Source organism: Neptuniibacter sp. CAU 1671 (genome assembly GCF_029222905.1).
In the GTDB taxonomy this organism is placed as follows: domain Bacteria; phylum Pseudomonadota; class Gammaproteobacteria; order Pseudomonadales; family Balneatricaceae; genus Neptuniibacter.
The window spans coordinates 1-19,785 of record NZ_JARHUE010000001.1 but is presented as its reverse complement, the minus strand read 5'-3'; the positions used below and the strand labels follow the sequence as shown (position 1 = coordinate 19,785).

Sequence of the window (19,785 nt, the reverse complement as noted above, 5' to 3'; positions counted from 1 at the left end):
CCCGGTTTTTTTATGCGTCTGAATGCCTTGTCTATGAAGTGACTTATGCAGGGATCAAAGGGCTTAATTCCCGCTTTCCTTCAGTTGATGCCTTATATTGTTTGCTGTCCGCTTTAATCAGGGTCAATAAACTAACGCCACCCCACTGTTCTGAAACCTCGGTAAAACAAACCCGATTCAATTCATCAATCGCCTGTTTCAGTGGAGCATCTACTTCAGACTGATATTGGTTCAGATGAATCAATGCAGGGTTATTCAGTTGTAACCATTGCAACAGAGCCACTCTTGCCGGTTGTGGCTGGTTAGACCGACAGGCGGACTCAAACCGTTTCCAAACCTCTCGCTTCTGTGCCGCTGAAGGTTCAGTCACAGGCGCTATGGTCTGTCCTACAACAGGTTTTCGGTTACGCAGAATAAGCAAAGTGGCCAGCACACCAAGCCCGGCACCCGCCAGCAATGACACCAGCATGATCAAAAGCCAGTGCGTTGTTAGTTTCGCTGGCACTGGTGTTGCGTTGGTTTGCTCTGGCAGAGCAGACAACGAGGGCGACGTTTCAGGTCTGGTGGTGTCGACTGCCTGCTGAACCGGATCAGGTACTGACATGGCATCAGAGGTTACAGCACCGGGGAGCACCTCCAGCGTTTTGGCCTCGAGAAGTGCCTCATCCTGCACATCGGCTGTTACATTCCACCAGGGCAATCTGATCTCAGGTAGCGTTACGGAACCGGCCCGGGTTGGAATCAGGGTCACTTCCTGCGTCATCCGCACACCAATCTCACTGCCCTGTTGCTGCACCTGATAGACGGGTTTAGCCGCATATTGTTTGACGCCGGGCAGATCCGGCAAAACAAGGGCGCTCAACTGCTCTTCACTGATGCCGGTTGCCTCAACGGTAATGATCCGGGTGAAAGGTTCACCGGCTTTAAACTCAGCAGACTTCAGTTCATCTTTGATGCTGAGGGATTTAGCGGGCAACCATTGCTGACCGGTAAACCCAGCCGGTATCGGTTTAACATCCAGGCTGTAACTGTCTGCGGCCAGATGAATCCGCTGCAGTGAACGCGGATCGCTAAAACGGCCATAGGGATTGGTGGCACGAATAATGTCCGCCCCCAGTTTGGCACTCTCTATCTCGAGTTTGCCGCTCTGTTGTGGCGTTATCAGCCAGGCCTGCTCCACCACCAGCACTTCATTACCGTTGATGACCTGTCGGTGCTGGCGCTGCTCGCCTAAGGGTTTGATCGAGGCACTGCCCGCTGTAATTTTTGGTTCCTGAAAGACGGCATTACCAATCCGCTGACCCAGTACTAAATTGAGCTGATAGATGATCGGTTGCTGCACCATCGGATGTTCATCTGAAAGCCGGGACAACAGCTCAACACCCCCATCCACAGCCGATTTAAGCTGCAGAGGTGATACAACAATCTCATGCGGTTCAGTTTGATCGCCATTCAGGGTCAAAGGCGGTACCGTCAGCGTGCCCGCCCGTTTGGGTGACAGCGTCAGAATCAGCCGAGTGTGGGTTTGAATATCCCCGTTCAGGATATTGGTGGTGGTTTTATGGCTGCGACCCAGTATTTCGAAATCCTTTTCCAGCGGCGCCAGATCAACCGAGCTTGTATCACCCTGACGCATATTTAGCACCAGCAGAAAACTTTCACCCTGCTCCAGCACATTTCTGTCAACCTGACTGCTGATAGAGGCCAGCGTCTGGCCACTCAGGCTGAGGAGAATACAGACCCATAACACCCGCAGGATCACCATTGTTTAGCCTCAATCTCATGTTGCTCAGCACGATCGCGGTACTGATATAAAAATTTTCGCCGCCACAGGCCTGCTGGATCATCTTCAATCTGATTCAACATCTGCTCGCGGGCCATAGCCGCTTCATCCAGTGTTTCAGCTGCCTGATCCGTCTGATTTTGGACATTGTCACCCTGCTGTCCGGATGCAGTGTCACTTGCGGCTTCAGCCTGCGCCTGGGTCTTGCTCTGTTCAAGCTGCTGATCAAGCGAATCTTTAAGTTGCTGTTTAAGTGCTTCCCGACGCTGTGCCTCCTGCTCCGCCGCGTCAGTTTGATCGTTATCACCGCGGGAGGCTGCCTGATCACCTGCGCCCTTGCTGCGCGCATGCTGCTGGCTCGCTTCCGTCTGATTACTGAAATCACCTGACTGCGCGATACCGTTCTGAGAGCTGCCACCCTGTGCACCCTGCTGCTGGAAGTTCTGATCCATTGCACCGCCGCCCTCTGATTTTTCCTGATCAGATTCCTGGCCCTGCTCATTTTCAGAAGGATCAGGAGAAGCACCGCCCTGCTGCTGAGCCTGTTTATCTTGCTGCGCCTGCTCTTTTTGCTGCTCAAGCGCCTGCTTGACCAAGTCGCGGTTAAACTCAGCATCCGGAAACCTTTGCTTCTGTTTCAGGGCTTCTTCGTAGGCTGTCAGGGCATCTTCCAGCTGACCCATGCGGGCCAGCACGTTACCCCGGTTGTACCACTGCTCTGCAGACTCGGGGGTCGGCAGTGCATTGAGAGCCGCTTCATAGTCACCGCTTTTATAGAGTGCCGCCTGTTTCCAGTCGGGGGTTTTAAAGTCCTGTGCCGCTGCTGAAAAATTATCCTGCTGATAGGCCTGATAACCACGTTGGTCATCGGTCTGCCATAACGACTGCCAGAACCGGTCAATAGCAGTCTGTTGAGCAGGCATTGACGTTTCAGCGGCCTGGACCGGCGCATTCTGCATCACAGCGGTTAGCAACAGTGCTGGCAGTAACAAATTCAGCAGTCCCCTGCGGAACAGCGGAGCCAGCAGTAACAATGCGGCCAGTACAAACCAGGGCCCTTCAGCGACCCAGCGCTGGACTTCCTGTTCCGAGACCACCTCGGATGGATCACCGGTCTGAATATCTGCCAACAGTGCCCTGATGTCCTGATCCCCGGCACTGATCTGAACCGCATGCCCGCCACCCAGCATGGCTGCTTCCTGCATCAACGCAAACGACATCTGAGCAACGATGGTTTGCCCGTCAGCATCATGCAGGGGCTGATCTTTCAGATACACAGGCGCCCCCGCTTCTGTACCCACCGCAAGGATGGATAGGGTACGACCTTTGCTGCGCACCTCAGTGGCTGCAGCTGCAATCTGTCCGGGAGACACATCATCACTGATTATTACAATATTGCCCCGGGCAACCCCGGCCTGCGCCAGCAGTGTATCTGCCATCAGAATAGCCCTGTCAGCACGGCTGCCCTGCGCTGGCATAATCTCAGGCGAAAGCGCTTCCAGCTGGCCAGCCACGGCATCCGCATCTTCCGTCAGCGGAGTAACACTGAAGGCTTCGGCCGCATAAACCACCAGGGCCACCTGAGCATCTTCGAGTTTCTCCAGCAGGTCCTGAATTTTGAACCGCGCCCGTTGTAGCCGGTTAGGTTTCAGGTCAGCGGCATACATGGACAAGGACAGGTCCAGCGCTATCACTACCGCCGCGGGTTGCTTGAATACCGGTTGCGGCTGTTGCTGCCAGACCGGCTGGGCAACCGCCATCGACAGCAGCAACGCGATCAAAATAAACCAGCCTGAGCGTTTTTTGGCTGGGGTATTCGTTTTCTCTTCCAGTAATGGCAACAGTTCATCATCACAAACCGAACGCCAGTGATCACCGGCCATTGAACGTCGGGCAAACAGCAGAATAGCCAGCACCAGCAGCGGAAATAGCAGCAAACCCCAGGGATTCAGAAAATGAAAATCCGTCAGCATCATAACCGCCTCCCGGATAAACCCAGTGGTGCCGCAAACAGCAACAACCCAACCAGTAAAGCGCCATACAAGGGCCATTGATAAAGCGGCTCTACCGGTCTGTATACCGCCGTATTGCGGCTGATTGGTTCTAACTGATCCAGCACCGCATAGATTTCAGCCAACTGCTCAATATCGCGTGCTCTGAAATAACGGCCCCCGGTTTTATCGGCAATCTCAATCAGGGTCTTTTCATCGATGGAGGTTGTTACCAGAGAATCCAGATACATATTCCGGTTCAGAAAGGTGCCGATCTTGCCTGCCAGCTGACCATCACCCGCCACACCAATGGTGTACACCCTGACACCATAGTCAGCCGCCAGTTGCGCAGCCGCCAGAGGATCAAGCGCACCCGCGTTGTTGGTGCCGTCTGTCAGCAGAATTAATACCCGCTGTTCGCTTTCAAGGCGATTAAACCGCTTAATGGCCAGACCAATGGCATCACCGATGGCAGTGGATTTACCTGCCAGGCCAACCCGGGCTTCATCGAGGAAGGTTTTAACCGTATTGCGATCATAGGTTAACGGTGACTGCAGATACGCCTGATCAGCAAACAGAATTAAACCAACCCGGTCCTCTTTGCGACGTTCGATAAAATCACCGGCAACAATGCGGGTTGCGTCCAGCCGGTTAATCAACTGCCCCTGTAACTCAAAGTCTTTTTCCATCATGCTTTCGGACAGGTCCACTGCCAGCATCAGGTCCCGGGCATCCCGATTCTGCGCCACCGGCTCACCCAGCCACTGCGGACGGGCGGCAGAACATAACAACAGCAACCAGCCCACCAGCAGTATCCAGAAGCGCCAGGAGCGACCGAAACCGGGTCCGCCAACGCCGACAGCCGATGCATCGGCCACCCGATCTATAAATGGGATACGTAAGGCGCTTTGCCGGTTGACGCTCACCGGCTGTAACAGGCGGTATAGCAAAAAAGGCAATGGCGCCAGCAAACCCACCCAGGGCCAGGCAAATTCAAACATCAACTGATCCCCTGTGCCTGCGCAACCACTGCTCACACGCCGCAAGCAGCGCTGGCACATCAATGTCCGGTGCACGCTGGTATGGGCCAGAGGCCAGCGGTTCAAGGCCGTCTGGTGCAGTTTTGACTGTCTCCTGCAAAAATCTCACCCAGGCCATGCCACTGAGCTGAGCAACCTCTCTGCGTGGATTCAGGGTAAGTGCAAACCGTTTCAAAAGCTGATTGCAGTCAATGATCAATTGTTGTGAGTTCTGATGCTCGGCATAACGCTGCCGGATCAGTCTGAGTTCAGCCAACGCTATACGTTTTGGATGCCGCAATATCCGCCAAACCCGTTTTATCAGGTAGGCGATCAGTAACAGCAGGCAAACCCCAACAATCCACCAGCCAATGGCGGGTGGCCAGAGGCCGATGGTTTCCGGTAGCTGCAGATCTTTCAGGGGAAGCTGAGTGGGATCCATCGGCTTACTCCATCTCAAACAGCGGGTGTTGATTGCTTTGCCAGTGCGCCAGCTCAACCCCTTTGATCTGCATCAGCGCTTCAACCAGATCCAGTCGGGTTTGAAAAGCCGATGCATAGCGGGACTGTGCCTGCGGCGTCACAGCCAGTTCAACCTGACGTCCTTCACCGCAAAACCGATATTGACCCTGCGCTGGCAGTTGCTGCTCCAGCGGGTCGGAGATCATCACCAGCTTGAGTTCAAAACGCTGCGCCATGCGCATCAGGTGCTGCTGCAGAGTGGCATCAACATCATTAAAATCACTGAAAACATACAGAATACTGCCCGTGGGCAGCAGCGCCTCAAGCGCCAGCAGGTGTTCAGTCAGCGGCCCTTCGGCCAGATGTTCGGTTTGTTCTGCACTGAAAGCCTCATACAACGCAGCGATCAGTTGCATGGCCTGCTGACGGTGGCTGGCGGGTTTGAACAGCCTGGCCCCTTCCGGGGTAAGGATCGATCCGCCCACCCGGTCGCCATTGGCCAGCGTGGTCCAGATCACCATCGCCGAAGCATACGCCGCCAGCACCGACTTAAAATGGCCCCGGGTAGCGAAATGCATTGATGAGCGCAGATCCGCCAGAAAGAAAACCGGCCGCTCACGCTCTTCTCGATAGAGTTTGGTAAACGCTTCTCCGGTACGTGCCATCAGGCGCCAGTCCAGATGACGAATATCGTCACCGGGCTGATATTGGCGTACATCATCGTATTCCATGCCACGGGCACGCACATGGCTCAGATGCTGTCCTTCACGGATGGAGACCCGTTCACGCGAATGCGCTCTGGCCGGGGGCCAGTGCCGCAGGCTCAGCAGTTCATCCAGACTGATCATATGCCGCAGTGCCGGAACCGGACGCGGGCTGGCTTCTAACTTAAACATGCCAGTAACCCTTAAGGTACCGCTACACGCTTAAGCAGCTCGGTAATCAGGTCATCTTTACTCAACCCTTTGGCTTCCGAGATATAACTCAGGCCAATACGGTGACGCAGTACCGAGGGTGCAATCTCCTGAATATCATCAGGAGTGACAAAATCACGCCCGGCGAGCCAGGCTTTGGCCCGCACGGTTCTGTCCAGCGCAATGGTGGCGCGGGGGCTGGCACCAAACACCAGTGAACCCTTGAGGTCATCACCATAGATTTCCGGCTGACGGGTCGCCATTACCAGCGCAATCAGGTAATCCTCAAGGTTCGGTGCCATGTAGGTATTCATAATCGCCGAACGGGCCTGAAACAGTTCATCCTCGCTCAGAGCTGTGACCTGGGATTGTTCCTCACCGGCCAGGCTGGCGCTGTGCTCGCTGCGCACCAGTCGCAGAATCGCTTTTTCCTGTTCATGGTCAGGATAATCAACCCGAATATGCAGCAGGAAACGGTCCAGCTGCGCTTCCGGCAGCGGGTAGGTACCCTCCTGCTCCAGCGGGTTCTGAGTCGCCATCACCATGAAAAAACGCGGTAGCGGATAGGTCTTACCGGCTACAGTCACCTGGCGCTCTGCCATCGCTTCTAACAGTGCAGACTGAACTTTTGCCGGTGCACGGTTGATCTCATCCGCCAGCAGCAGATTGCAGAACAGAGGACCTGGACGGAAGGTAAACTCGGATTGCTGCGTGTTGTAGATTTCAGTACCAGTGATATCACTTGGCAAAAGATCGGGTGTGAACTGGGCGCGGTGGAAATGCCCTTCAAGCAAGTCACTTAACGCATGCACGGTACGGGTTTTTGCCAGCCCCGGAGGCCCTTCAAGCAGGACATGGCCATCGGTCAGCAAAGCGATCAGCAGATACTCAATCAGCTCATCCTGACCCACAACTTTGGTTTTGAGCGCACTGAGCAGGGTAATACATTTTTCCTGCAGGGCGTTTGAATGCAGGGATGTGGCATTCACATCAGCAGTCATTCCGTTACTCCTGGAATATTATTACTATCAATAATTTACAAATCATTTATAAAGCGATTAATTACAAATTAATGGCTTAGGTTTTAGCAGACAATCGCATCGCCCGTAGCGCCTTCTCTGCCAAACTGAATCTGTTAGTCCGCAAAATGGCGGAAAAATTCCGCACCCATCATACATGGGAATTTCATCGATAATAAGCTGAAAGATATGCCTATTTATACAGAACGACTGTGTGAGAAATGGCGATATAACCCTGATAATGAAGACCAGTACTTCATCGTCTGGCATATGAATCGGATTCACTCTGCTACTATCACAGAGTGAATCCAGGCAGAGAGATCAGACAGAGCTGACTGTGATTAACCGGTCAGGATCATGCTGACTTACGGCTGCCGACTTGAGCTTTCTGCCCTGATGCCGCTTGGCAACGATCAGCGGCACACATTGGTCGTCATTGTCGTAAATCACCACACAGTCCAGACACTGGAAACATTCGTCGTACTGGATCTGTCCGCTGGGTTTGATCGCCTGATACTCACAACGTTGTTTGCACAACTGACAGGGAGAACCACATTCACTGCGCCGGGGCAGCCAGTTGTAAATACGCAGCTTGCCGAAGATTGCCATAGTAGCGCCCAGCGGACAGAGGTAACGGCAGTAACCTTTATAAACAAACAGGCTGAGCAGCAACAGACTCACCGCCCACAACACAAAGGGCCATGAGCGATCAAACATCAGCGTAATACTGGTTTTGAACGGTTCGATCTCAACCACAGAACCGGTTAACGGCACGGATACAACGGCCACTCCCAGAATGCCGAGCAGCACCAGATATTTAAGCCACTTCAGACGACGATCCAGCTCAGTCGAAATTTTTAACTGCGGCAGCCTGAAAACAGCCAACAGCTTGCCAATCAACTCCTGCAGAGCGCCAAAGGGACAGAGCCAGCCGCAGAAGGTACCCCGCCCCCAGATCAGAAAGGTCAGTCCAATATAGGCCCAGATGATGACGGTCATCGGATCATAGAGGAAAAACTCCAGACTGCGCCCCGCCAGCCAGGCCTGCAGAATGCCTGTGACATTGACGATGGAGAGCTGCCCCTGTGCAATCCAGCCAATAAACACCAGGGTATAGAGCAGATAGAGTGGCCGGAACCATTTCAGATGCTGCTTGCCCTGGGTCAGCAACGGATAGCGCACCAGCACCACGGTCAGTACTGCCAGGCCAGCAAGCAGGATTGCTATATCACGGCTGCGGCCCTGCCAGAGGCTGTGCCAGGTTTTATTATCCTGATCGGCTACCATGTAATACTGCGATGGCAGCTCGGTTGGAAATGTCAGGGCTTTGCTGATCGTTTCAGGAAACAGCATCCCCTTCTGCCGATTCACATGCAGCGCAAACTCAGCCGGATAGGCCGGATCCAGCGCCGATTGCGCCAGAATATGAAATGCTTTCCATTCGTAATCCTGCAAGGCCTCCGGCAGCCTGATTTCATAGTCCAGATTAAACAGACTCAGGCGGTCACTCAGATCAAGATCCCGAATCTCTATCGGTAACTCGCTCTGTTGCAGCGAGATAAGCTCCGGCACCTTGCCCCGAACAAAATCTTCACCAATAAACGAATACGTGCCTTTGCTCAGTACCAGAAACGCCTGATCATGCTGGTTAAGCCCCTGTTGCAGATACTGCCATGCCTCGGGCAGCAGCAGATTTCGGCCAACAGTCGGTACCGACAGATTGGCAACATAGAGATCAATAAAAGTGCCATCCGGGTTATCCAGCACATCCGGATCAAGCCCCTCTCCCGGCGTCCCCTGAAACAACTGCTCGACATCCGCATTACTGACATGGAAATGCTGCACCAACCCGGCATCCAGTAACTGATCCCAGCTCATGGGGCTGAACTGATCCATCTTAATCCGGGCAATCAGGTCAGGATCACGCCCCTGCGCAAAGCCCAGTTTCTCCCGGGCGACTTTCAAGGATGACGCCAGCAGGGACTGGTTAAAGATCCGCACCGAAGCCGTTGCTTTGGTCACGCCATCGATATAGGCATTGGCACTGTCAGTGCCAGCTGACTGCTGGGGTTTGCCATCAATTTTGATGTTCTGCATCAGCGACAGACCCGGATACTGTTTAGCAAAATCGATCAGCGGTTTTTCACCCAGCCCTTCCAGAAACACCGGCTCATGGTGGGACAACACCCGCACATCAATAAAGGTGCCATCCGGATCAATGGCCACCAGCAGGTTATAGGGTATCCCGGCAAAACCCGGCACAGCGGCCATATCAATCGATTCGAAGGCGTAACCCACCAGCGGTGTGTCGGTTGAGATATGTTGGTAGAGCGGCCAGACCGGCAGATCGGTCTGCTTGTCACCCACAATGTAGGGCGAGGGAAACGCCTCCAGCATCGTCTGCTTGGTCATCACCCCGGCACTAACCGCCATCGGCAGCCATAACAGGCAGAGCAAGCCGAAACAGATGGCCCGGATAAATGCGTTTCTGTGTTTTCTGATATGAAGAGTCATGTTATTTTTTTGATTCTTATAATTATTTTTCGGTTGTTCGATATGAGTATTTAATCCCTGAATCTTGGGGCCTTAAGTACAATGCCAGGCCACATCAACCGGTGCTAAGGTACTTCGAAATGATGTGACCTGATACCCAAAATGGATCAGTTATTCCCGGTCGACGGATCGATCTGCTGCTTCACCTCTGTGATGACGCTGGCTGGAAACCCGCTCCGCTCTGCATGTTCATGAATCAGCGCTTCGTTAGCGCAATCATAAACACAGAAGGTTTTATCACCGGCCACAAAGCTGTTTTCCCACTTAATATCCTTGTTTTCGGATTGCATGGCAGCAAGAACAGCGTTTGAGGTATCAGCAGCAGCACTCAGGGCCGCCTGATCCGCAGATCCGATATTGGGCAGGTCTCGTTCGATAATAAATTTTGGCATTTACGATTGCTCCGGTTGTTGTTTTTATTTCAAGGCATTACGCCTGTATCACAGCCTGATACTAAAACCCCCGGTGCCGGAAAGATGCTATCTAATCCGTAGCATTTAACTACGGAATCTGTAGTTAGGATTTACAGGATATGTCTTACTTACAGTTCTGCCCGGTCGCCAAGGCGTCGGAAATGCTGTGTGAAAAATGGACCTTGCTGATCATCCGCGAGCTACTGGCGGGCGGTAAGCGCTTCAATGATTTCCAGCGTGGCATGGCGGCCATCTCGCCCACCGTATTAACCAAACGGCTGCGCGAGCTGGAAGAACACGGCCTGATCATCCGCCGGAAAATCCAGGGCCAGCGTGGCTACGAATATTTCCTCACCGACATGGGACAGGAACTCTCCCCTATTATTCAGCAGATTGGCGAATGGGGCATGCGCTGGACCCGGGGTCAGATTGCCGACTCTGAACTGGATATCGAACTGCTGATGCTATATCTGGAACGCAGCATAGATAACAGCAAACTGCCCGGTGAACAAACCACTCTCTGTTTCAAATTCAACGATCTGAGCCAGCTGTCCAAATGGTGGATTCTGGTCAGCGATCAGGGTACGGATGTCTGTACAGTTGATCCGGGCAAAGAGGTCGACATCTGGTTCAATACCGACCTGCGCACCATGGTTGAGATCTGGATGGGCGATCTGTCCTACAAGGCCGCCATCCGCGACAAAAAACTGCAACTGATCGGCCCACCGGCGCTGACCAACACGGTAACCCAGTGGATGGCCAACAGTGCATTTGCCGACATTCCGTCCGCCGCGGAGATCTGAGCCTTACACTGCCTGTCCGGCAGCCACGCCGGACGCCCAGGCCCACTGAAAGTTGTGTCCACCCAGATGACCTGTCACATCAAGACACTCACCAATGAAATACAGCCCTTCGACGGCTTTGGCTTCCATGGTTTTTTGCGAGATCTGATCCGTGTTGATGCCGCCTCTGGTCACCTCAGCGGTGCGATAACCTTCAGTGCCTGAGGGTTTGATCTGCCAGCGGCTGAACTGTTCGGCAATCTCTGTCAGTCGAGCATTGGACAGATCACCCATCTGACCGGCAAAACCAAACAGTTCACAGAGAACCTGAGCCATTTTCCGACTCATGTACTGACTTAGTACGGTGGTGATTTCTGCTTTAGGGCGTGTCTCACGCTGGGTTTTAAGTTCAGCCAGCAGGTCCATACCCGGGAACAGGTTCAGCTCTACAACATCCCCCGGAGCCCAGTAATTGGACACCTGCAGAATAGCCGGACCACTCAGACCCCGGTGGGTAAACAGCATCTGCTCGGTGAATGAAACACCATTTGCGGTGGCAATGATTCGATGTGACACACCCGCCAGTTGTTTCAGGTGTTCAAGTTGCTGAGGTTGTAGCGTAAACGGCACCAATGCTGCGGCCAGGGGTGTCACCTCAAGGCCGAACTGTTCAGCCACACGGTAAGCAAAGTCGGTTGCACCGCCGTTAGGAATAGACAAGCCACCCGTTGCAATAACCAGTGATCTGCAACTGAAACGCCCACCATTCGCTTTGAGCAGAAACCCCTCGGCTGTTTTTTCGATGGCAGTCAGATCCGTATGGGTTTTTATCTCCACACCGGCCCAGTCGCACTCTGTCAGCAACAGATCAACAATCTGTTTGCTGGAGTCATCACAGAAGAGCTGACCCAGAGTTTTTTCATGGAAATCGATACCGTGACGCTCAACCAGTTCAATAAATGACCGGGCGGGATAACGGCTCAATGCAGATTTACAGAAATGCGGATTTTTGGAGACAAAGTTTGCAGCGGAGTTATGCAGGTTAGTGAAGTTACAGCGACCACCACCCGACATCAGGATTTTGCGGCCAATTTTATTACTGCGTTCTATCACCAGCACGGATTTGCCGCGATAACCCGCGGTAGCGGCACACATCAGGCCGGAGGCACCTGCGCCAATTATGATGACATCGTAAGACTGCATGCGTCCCTCCTCTGAAGGGGCGCTATCTTATCACACTCTTTTTTAGACGCCTGAGTGCGATGCGTTAAGTGACCGGTTTTTTATGGTTGCCGTTACACAACGGTGGAGTGTCCGTCAGCTTGCACATGCATAACCAGACATCATCATCGCGCTCGGCCTTGAACACCACAGGGTCGATACCCGTGCCCTTATGCGAACCATCACAAAAAGGCTGGTCAGCGGAACGGCCGCAAGCACACCAGACATAAGTCTGTCCTGCCCGGACCTTAACTTTTACCGGCGCATCCCCGGCACGTAACACGGGCGCATGCGACATAGGCACCTCCAAAACAGCGATCAAAGTTTGTGGCTGATGCTGTTAAACCTAGAAGATGCCTGGTCGCTGTGCAAAAGCTAATCGGTAGTTTCCTGCTCTTTTGCCGCATTCAGACGGCGAATTTTGTCAGACAAACGGGTCTGTCGCTGATTACCGGACTTGTCACCGTTGGCATTGGCAGCTTCAGCTTCCTGGTGTTTTTCATAAACGGATTTATGTTTTTTACGTTCCTGCTGAGCCTTTCTGCGGCGACTGTCATAGCTCTCCGGATCGGCCAGCCGTTCACGCCGGTTCGGGCCCTCTTCATCAATAAACCCTTTTGCCTTACGGCTTTTTTTAATCCGCGTCATTCGACTCGTCTCCTTCGGACATCGCTTCTAACCGGGCCAGCTCTGCAAGCCGGTCCTTTTCCTGCCATTCTGCGACAGTCTCAAAACTGATCAACCCCAACTTACCGCTGCGCAACTCGTTCAATAACAGCGTTGCCGCTTTGTTGCGGTCCACTATACCACCCGGTTTAAGACACCCGCGGCGGCGGCCAATTTCATCAAGCATAAGATCAGGTATGTCTGATAATTCCTTGATTTTAAATCTTTCTGTTAATAGTTTTTCATAATGATCACGTAAGAACTTGGCGGTAAACAGCGCCACATCTTCGTGCTCAATCGCGGTATCCCGAATCGCACCACTGGCCGCGAGACGATAACCGGAATCCACATCTTCGATCTTCGGCCAGAGGATACCCGGGGTATCCGACAGCGCGAGTCCGTTGTGAGTGGTATAACGTTTCTGGCTTTTAGTCACCGCCGGCTCATTGCCCACTTTGGCAATTTTACGACCCAAAAGCGTATTGATCAGGGTGGATTTACCCACATTGGGAATGCCCATGATCATGGTACGTACCGGACGCCCCGACTGGCTGCGAGAAGGCACCATCTGTTTACAGCGGGCAAAGATACTCTGAATCGTTTTTTTGTCGGTATGCGTCAGTGCAATCGCCTGAATATCTGGCAATGAATTAAAGTGCGCCAACCACTCTTTGGTAATTTCAGGGTCCGCCAGATCCGATTTATTCAGAATTTTGAGAACCGGCTTACCCTTGCGCAGCTTGTCTACCAGCGGGTTTTCACTGGAGCGCGGCAGGCGTGCATCAAGCACCTCAATGATGACATCAATCTCATCCATCACCTCGGCTATCTCTTTCCGGGCCTTGTGCATATGCCCCGGAAACCAATTAATACTCATGCATTTCTACCTGGTCAGCGTTAAGCGCGCCATTATAGCGGATTCCAACGGACGGGTATTGCTTCCCGGGATTATGAACAGGCCTTTTCATAAATTTTAATAAACAAGGATTAGCCTGAACGGTGTAATCCGGTTTAAACTTCAAAATCTCAACCCTGTTAACGGCGCAGCATAGTTGGAGAACGCCCTTGAACATGGATCGCACCAACACCCCTTCCATCCTGATGGCTCGCCAGCCGATTTATGACCGCAATCAAAAGGTTGTCGCATACGAATTGCTCTATCGCTCAGAAGGCAATGATGAACATGCGATCTTTACCTCCGGTTCGGAAGCCACCAGCGAAGTACTGCTGAATGCCTATACCAGTATTTGCGAAGGCGGTACCGTTAAGCAGGTTCCCGCGTTTCTCAACCTGAACCGTGATCTTCTGGTCAACAGCCGCCTGCCTGAAGTGTCCAAAAAGCTGGTGGTGTTTGAAATTCTGGAAGACATCGAGCCGGACGCCGAAGTACTGGCCGCCGTTAAACGTCTGAATGAAGACGGCTATCGTCTGGCGATGGATGACTTCACCTACAATGAAAAATTCGATCCGTTTATCGAGCTGTGCCAGATCGTCAAGGTTGATGTCAGCATGTTCAGCAGCAGCGAACTGAAACAGCAGGTGCAGCACCTGAGTCGTTTCAGAGTCACCCTGCTGGCAGAAAAAATCGAAACTGTCGAGAAACTGACCGAATGTGTCGATCTGGGCTTCAAGCTGTTTCAGGGTCACTTCCTCAGCCGACCTGAAGTCGTCAAAGGCAAAAAAATTCAGAGCAGCCATATTGCTCTGCTGCAGCTGATTCAGGAGTTGCAGAAACCCAATGCCACGCCGGAAAAACTGGAAAAGATGATCCTGCGTGACCCGGCTCTCACCTTTAAGCTGCTGCGCATTGTTAACTCAGCGGGTTATCACTTGGTGCGTAAGGTCGAGTCCATTGCTCAGGCAATCGTGCTGCTGGGCCTGGAACAGGTGAAAAAATGGGCCACCCTGATCGCCATGACCTCCAACAAAGAAAAGCCAGAGGAACTGACACGTATTCTGCTGATCCGCGGTCGCATGTGTGAAGTCATCGCCGAGCACGACAAACATCCTAATTCCAGCGGTTTCTTCATGGCCGGTGTGTTGTCTGGCCTGCATGCCATGCTGGATGTGGACAAGGGAGAAATGCTGCAACAGATACCGCTGGGTGATGACATCAAAGATGCCGTAAGCATGGGTGCCGGCCCGATTGGTGCCGTGCTGCGCAACGTCGTTAACTATGAAAACGGTGACTGGGATCTACTGCCCTCCGAGCTGAACGGTAACCTGTATGACAAGGCCTACCGTCACAGTATTGAATGGACCCGCGAAACCATGCAAAGCATGTATGAGTGATCTGTCACCCGACAGTCACTCTCTCCCCTGTTACGGATGAAATAGTTCCAAAGACGCAATACAATGGTTTTATTTTGCTATTGCGTCATTGCGTCTCTGGAGCTGTCATGCCACTGCCAACACCCGCCAGCCGAAGCCTCAAACACACGCGCCGCGTGATCTGCGAGGGTTATAAACGAGATGATGGACTCTGGGACATTGAAGCTCATCTGATCGACACCAAAACCTTTTCGATGAATTTCCGCGACCGCGAAAACGGTATCATCCCCGCCGGTGAGCCACTGCATGGCATGGCAATTCGCATCACGGTGGATATGGAACTGAATATTCTGGATGCCGCCTCCACGATGGATTACACCCCGTTTAACTGCTGCAAGAATATCGCCCCGGCCTATCGCAAGCTGATTGGCCTGCAGATCGCCTCCGGCTTTACCCGCAAAACCCGTGAGATGTTCTCTGGCACTCAGGGTTGTACCCACCTGCTCGAACTGCTCGGCCCACTGGCCACGACGGCCTTTCAGGCCACCCATCAGGAGCGGGAAGCACAGCAGAACTTCTGGCAGGATAAAGACACCCCACCGCCCATGCTGGATACCTGTCATACCATGGCATCCGACGGCCCGATCGTGCGAGAATACTGGCCACATTTCCACGCACAGGATGCAGAGCTGGCGATCATTCAACATGAACTGAGTGATTCCGACTGCACCACTGAAAACGCCTGAGTGATTGAGGTCATCTGATGCTGATTCATCCTAACAAGTCCTGTCTTCTGATCGTTGATATTCAGGAGAAACTCGTCCCTGCCGTAGAATCACCGGATACGCTGATCAGCAATGTTGCCTGGCTTGGACAGATCGCGCAGGAACTGGACGTACCGGTGCTGATTAGTGAGCAGTACCCGGAAGGACTTGGCCACACGGTGGATGCACTCAAGGATCTGGCCACCGCTGATAATGTGATGCAGAAAACCTTTTTCAGCTGCATGTCTGAAGCCAGCTGTAACCAGCAGATCAACGCCCTGCGGCCAAACCAGGTCGTTATCGTCGGCATGGAAGCGCACGTCTGTGTGCTGCAAACCGCCATCCAGCTCAAACAGCAGGCCCGTGAAGTCTATGTGGTGGCTGACTGTATCTCCTCACGTAATCCGGCCGATAAAGCCATGGCCATCGAGCGCATGCGTCAGTGCGGTATCTACGTTGTGACCCGCGAGATGGTGGCGTTTGAGTGGATGCAGCGCTCCGGCACTGACAAATTCCGCCATATCAGCAAAAACTATCTTCGCTGAACCCCGCTAAAACACCCGACTTCTTTTTAAAAATCAGACCCTTACCCCAACACAATAATCTCGAAATTTGGCGTGTTGGGGAGTCTGACATATACTGGCCATAAACAGTATTAAGACTGGCCATGCCGAATCCTATCTGGACACCTGCCCCAGAGCAGGTACAAGCAACTCAGATTTACCGCTTTATGCAGCGGGTGAATCAGTCATGCCAGTTAAACCTGACCACCTATGAACAGCTCTACCGCTGGTCCAATGCTGCACCGGCTGAATTCTGGCGCCAGATCTGGACCCAGTGCGGGGTCATCGGGCAGGAATCTGACAGCACAACACTGGTGGATGCCGATCTGATGCCGGGCGCACGCTGGTTTCCCTCCGCCCGTCTTAATTTTGCCGAAAACCTGCTCCGGTACCGTGACGATCACACCGCCATCATCTTTCGAAATGAAACCAGCCAGCGCCGCAGCCTAAGCTACCGCGAACTGTTTCAGCAGACCGCCATGCTGGCTGCGGGCCTTAAAGAGGCAGGCATCCAGCCCGGTGATATTGTTGCAGGCTACCTGCCCAATCTGCCGGAAACCCTGATCGCCATGCTGGCCACGACCGCACTGGGCGCAGTATGGACCTCCTGCTCACCGGATTTTGGCAGTCATGGCGTGATCGACCGCTTTGGTCAGGTCCAGCCCAAGCTGCTGTTCTGTGCCGATGGTTATCTCTACAACGGCAAAAATATCGATGTGCTGCCCCGGGTAGCCACCATCTGTAAACAGATCTCAAGCATCGAAAACGTGGTGGTGATTCCCTACCTGCAACGCCGACCGTCACTCTCGGCGCTGCCCAAAGCCTGCATGTGGCAGGATATGCTGAAGCAAGATGCCACTAGCCTTGAGTTTGAGCCACTGCCCTTTGATGCACCGCTCTATGTGCTCTACTCCTCCGGCACCACCGGCGCGCCAAAGTGCATTGTGCATGGCGTTGGCGGCACCCTGTTGCAACACCTGAAAGAGCACCAGCTGCATACCGATATCCGGCGTGATGATCTGCTGTTTTATTTCACCACCACCGGCTGGATGATGTGGCACTGGCTGGTCAGCGGTCTGGCCAGCGGCTGCACGGTACTGCTGTATGATGGCGCCCCTTTTGCACCGGAGGCCGATTACCTCTGGCAGGTTGCCGAACAGGAAGGGATCACAGTATTCGGCACCAGCGCCAAATACCTCTCCGCGCTGGAAAAAGCCGGTATTCATCCGGGCCGGCAGTTTGACCTGACTAATCTCAGAACCATACTCTCCACCGGCTCACCGCTGGCCGCCGAGAGTTTTGATTACGTTTATCAGTCGATCAAAACAGACCTGCAACTGGCATCGATCTCTGGCGGCACCGATATCATTGGCTGTTTTGCCCTGGGTTGCCCGATGCGTCCGGTCTACCGCGGTGAGTTGCAATGCCGGGGGCTGGGCATGGCCGTGAATATCTTCTCGGCTGAGGGCAAACACCTGCCGCAGGGCAAAGGTGAGCTGGTCTGTGAAAAAACCTTCCCCTCCATGCCGATCTATTTCTGGGATGACCCGGTGCAGGAAAAATACCTGCAGGCGTACTTCTCCCATTTTCCGGGGGTCTGGAGCCATGGTGACTATGCCGAAATCACCATCCATGACGGCATGATCATTCATGGCCGTTCCGATGCCGTGCTCAATCCCGGCGGCATTCGTATCGGCACCGCCGAGATCTACCGTCAGGTGGAAAAACTCAGCTGGGTGCAGGAAGCCCTCTGTATCGACCAGCCCTGGCAGGGTGACACCCGCATTGTGCTGTTTGTGGTGCTGAAAGACCGGGAGATCCTCACCGCCAAACTGGAACAGAAGATTCGTGACACCATTCGCGAAAACACCACCCCACGGCATGTGCCACAAAAGATCATTCAGGTGGACGATATCCCCCATACCCTCAGCGGCAAAATCGTTGAGCTGGCGGTGCGCAATGTCGTGATGGGTGAACCGGTCACCAATCTGGATGCCCTGGCCAACCCCGCTGCACTGGATAATTTCCGCAACCTGCCCGAGCTGCAGGACTAATTGACTCAACATCCTTTCCCAGACAGTTTAAAATAGCGGCTTCACGCCAAGGTCCGGAGAGACGATGAAAAACCGCGATATTGACCAGCCTGTGACCCAGGATCAGGAAACCAATCAGACCAAAAACGGCTTTCTGGCGCTGGTATCCCGCCTCTGCTTTGAAGACACCCTGCCGATCCGTTTTATGTACAAAACCGTACCCGAGCATCTGAACGACACCGGCTGGCGCATGTTTACCGGCTACGAAGATGAAGCGTTTCTGGCAGATGAGCAGACCAACCTGATTCCGGTGGATGTGGAAAAGATGTGCAAGCTCGACCCCTCGCTGGAACCGCTGGTCAGCTACAACGCAGGCACCGTTTGGGAACGCGCGCCGGACAGCGATGGCTGGGAGCGAGTGTATGACTTCAAAATCCCCGCTGCCAATGTACCGGTCAGCATCACCAACGATGTGGATGACTTCGGCAAACACTGAGTAGGCCATCAGATCCTGAATTTCAGGGGTTGAAACCCAAATAACAGTCCTTATCTAAGCAATAAGCCGATGCCTGAAGGGTCGGCTACTTCCCGGTCTTCGGACGGGTAACACACTTTATATTGCTTAATGAGGATATAACCATGCGTGAATTTGATCTTTCTCCCCTGTACCGCTCTGCCATTGGTTTTGACCGTCTGGCGAATATGCTGAACACTGCCAACCGCGGCGACAACCAGCCCAGCTTCCCGCCCTACAACATCGAATTACTGGGCGATAACGAATACCGCATCACCATGGCCGTCGCCGGTTTTGATCGTGATGAACTCTCCCTGCAGAGCGAAAGCGGCTCCCTGACCATCACCGGCCAGAAACGGGATGAAGAACAGGGTAAAAACTACCTCTACCAGGGCATCGCCGCCCGCAACTTTGAACGCCGCTTCCAGTTGGCAGACCATGTCAAAGTCGTGCGCGCCAGTATTGAAAACGGCCTGCTGCATGTAGACCTGGTGCATGAGATACCGGAAGCAATGAAGCCCCGGACCATTGCGATTGAAGGTTGAGGCTTGAATTGAAAAAGGAGGCGATTGCCTCCTTTTTTACGCCGAATGACGAGCAGAACTTTATTTTCGTGGTAACGCCCGCCTCAACGGCAGGCAAATCTGGCGATGGTTTAGCCGTCTTTTTGGCAAAGCGAGTGACAGATTTGACTGTGATCTTCCCCCGATAAAACGGACACCTTCGCTGCTCACGCCGTAACGGCTTCATATTCGACCGGGCTCAGGTAATTTAAACTGGAGTGCAGTCGAATTCGATTATAGAAATGCTGGATATA

At 53.3% G+C, this 19,785-nt stretch carries 19 protein-coding genes; 7 read left to right on the top strand and 12 right to left on the bottom strand.

Annotated elements, in window-relative coordinates:
• Positions 1-43: 43 nt before the first annotated feature.
• The 8 genes from P2G53_RS00095 to P2G53_RS00060 all read right to left on the bottom strand — a co-directional run bounded on the left by P2G53_RS00095 (position 44) and on the right by P2G53_RS00060 (position 10,133).
• Positions 44-1,765 carry a BatD family protein gene (locus P2G53_RS00095; RefSeq protein WP_275811926.1) on the bottom strand — a complete coding sequence of 574 codons (1,722 nt, stop codon included), beginning with the start codon at positions 1,763-1,765 and terminating at the stop codon, positions 44-46.
• A complete protein-coding gene (locus P2G53_RS00090) occupies positions 1,759-3,759 on the bottom strand; it encodes a VWA domain-containing protein (protein ID WP_275811924.1) in 2,001 nt (666 codons plus the stop codon). The genes P2G53_RS00095 and P2G53_RS00090 overlap by 7 nt, the downstream gene beginning before the upstream one ends.
• The gene (locus P2G53_RS00085; protein ID WP_275811922.1) at positions 3,756-4,775 is read right to left on the bottom strand and encodes a VWA domain-containing protein; all 1,020 of its coding nucleotides are present in this window, start codon (positions 4,773-4,775) and stop codon (positions 3,756-3,758) included. Before P2G53_RS00085 ends, P2G53_RS00090 begins: the two co-directional genes overlap by 4 nt.
• Positions 4,768-5,235, bottom strand: coding sequence for a DUF4381 domain-containing protein (locus P2G53_RS00080; RefSeq protein WP_275811919.1), 468 nt, complete (start codon positions 5,233-5,235; stop codon positions 4,768-4,770). The genes P2G53_RS00085 and P2G53_RS00080 overlap by 8 nt, the downstream gene beginning before the upstream one ends.
• A gap of 4 nt (positions 5,236-5,239) precedes the next feature.
• Positions 5,240-6,151, bottom strand: a complete 912-nt coding sequence (locus tag P2G53_RS00075) for a DUF58 domain-containing protein (protein WP_275811916.1) — start codon at positions 6,149-6,151, stop codon at positions 5,240-5,242.
• Positions 6,152-6,162: 11 nt separating this feature from the next.
• Positions 6,163-7,170, bottom strand: coding sequence for a MoxR family ATPase (locus P2G53_RS00070; protein ID WP_275811913.1), 1,008 nt, complete (start codon positions 7,168-7,170; stop codon positions 6,163-6,165).
• 339 nt (positions 7,171-7,509) lie between these two features.
• On the bottom strand, positions 7,510-9,702 hold the full coding sequence (locus tag P2G53_RS00065) for a 4Fe-4S binding protein (RefSeq protein WP_275811909.1): 2,193 nt from the start codon (positions 9,700-9,702) through the stop codon (positions 7,510-7,512).
• A 146-nt stretch (positions 9,703-9,848) separates the two neighbouring features.
• The gene (locus P2G53_RS00060; RefSeq protein ID WP_275811907.1) at positions 9,849-10,133 is read right to left on the bottom strand and encodes a nickel-binding protein; all 285 of its coding nucleotides are present in this window, start codon (positions 10,131-10,133) and stop codon (positions 9,849-9,851) included.
• 140 nt (positions 10,134-10,273) lie between these two features.
• On the opposite strand from P2G53_RS00060, the gene P2G53_RS00055 reads away from it, so the two are divergent.
• A complete protein-coding gene (locus P2G53_RS00055) occupies positions 10,274-10,957 on the top strand; it encodes a helix-turn-helix domain-containing protein (protein ID WP_275811905.1) in 684 nt (227 codons plus the stop codon).
• 3 nt (positions 10,958-10,960) lie between these two features.
• Here the strand turns inward: P2G53_RS00055 and P2G53_RS00050 are convergent, their stop codons facing one another.
• From P2G53_RS00050 to ylqF, 4 genes are all read right to left on the bottom strand, one after another.
• Positions 10,961-12,139 (bottom strand): NAD(P)/FAD-dependent oxidoreductase, encoded by a 1,179-nt coding sequence (locus P2G53_RS00050; protein WP_275811903.1) that lies wholly within the window; start codon positions 12,137-12,139, stop codon positions 10,961-10,963.
• A gap of 64 nt (positions 12,140-12,203) precedes the next feature.
• Complete coding sequence (locus P2G53_RS00045) at positions 12,204-12,455, bottom strand: CDGSH iron-sulfur domain-containing protein (protein ID WP_275811901.1); 252 nt, start codon at positions 12,453-12,455, stop codon at positions 12,204-12,206.
• A 77-nt stretch (positions 12,456-12,532) separates the two neighbouring features.
• Positions 12,533-12,805 (bottom strand): hypothetical protein, encoded by a 273-nt coding sequence (locus tag P2G53_RS00040; protein WP_275811899.1) that lies wholly within the window; start codon positions 12,803-12,805, stop codon positions 12,533-12,535.
• Positions 12,792-13,700, bottom strand: coding sequence for a ribosome biogenesis GTPase YlqF (gene ylqF, locus P2G53_RS00035; RefSeq protein WP_275811897.1), 909 nt, complete (start codon positions 13,698-13,700; stop codon positions 12,792-12,794). The genes P2G53_RS00040 and ylqF overlap by 14 nt, the downstream gene beginning before the upstream one ends.
• A 194-nt stretch (positions 13,701-13,894) precedes the next feature.
• Between ylqF and P2G53_RS00030 the strand changes: the two genes are divergently transcribed.
• The 6 genes from P2G53_RS00030 (at position 13,895) to P2G53_RS00005 (ending at position 19,513) form a co-directional block, all read left to right on the top strand.
• Positions 13,895-15,115, top strand: coding sequence for an HDOD domain-containing protein (locus P2G53_RS00030; protein WP_275814050.1), 1,221 nt, complete (start codon positions 13,895-13,897; stop codon positions 15,113-15,115).
• A 107-nt stretch (positions 15,116-15,222) separates the two neighbouring features.
• Entirely contained in the window at positions 15,223-15,840 is a 618-nt protein-coding gene (locus P2G53_RS00025; protein WP_275811895.1) for a DUF2889 domain-containing protein, read from the top strand.
• A gap of 17 nt (positions 15,841-15,857) precedes the next feature.
• Positions 15,858-16,403, top strand: coding sequence for a hydrolase (locus P2G53_RS00020; RefSeq protein WP_275811893.1), 546 nt, complete (start codon positions 15,858-15,860; stop codon positions 16,401-16,403).
• Between the two features lie 122 nt (positions 16,404-16,525).
• A complete protein-coding gene (locus tag P2G53_RS00015; protein ID WP_275811890.1) occupies positions 16,526-18,475 on the top strand; it encodes an acetoacetate--CoA ligase in 1,950 nt (649 codons plus the stop codon).
• Between the two features lie 64 nt (positions 18,476-18,539).
• Positions 18,540-18,950 (top strand): DUF2185 domain-containing protein, encoded by a 411-nt coding sequence (locus P2G53_RS00010; protein WP_275811887.1) that lies wholly within the window; start codon positions 18,540-18,542, stop codon positions 18,948-18,950.
• A gap of 143 nt (positions 18,951-19,093) precedes the next feature.
• A complete protein-coding gene (locus P2G53_RS00005) occupies positions 19,094-19,513 on the top strand; it encodes an Hsp20 family protein (protein WP_275811884.1) in 420 nt (139 codons plus the stop codon).
• Positions 19,514-19,785: the final 272 nt, after the last annotated feature.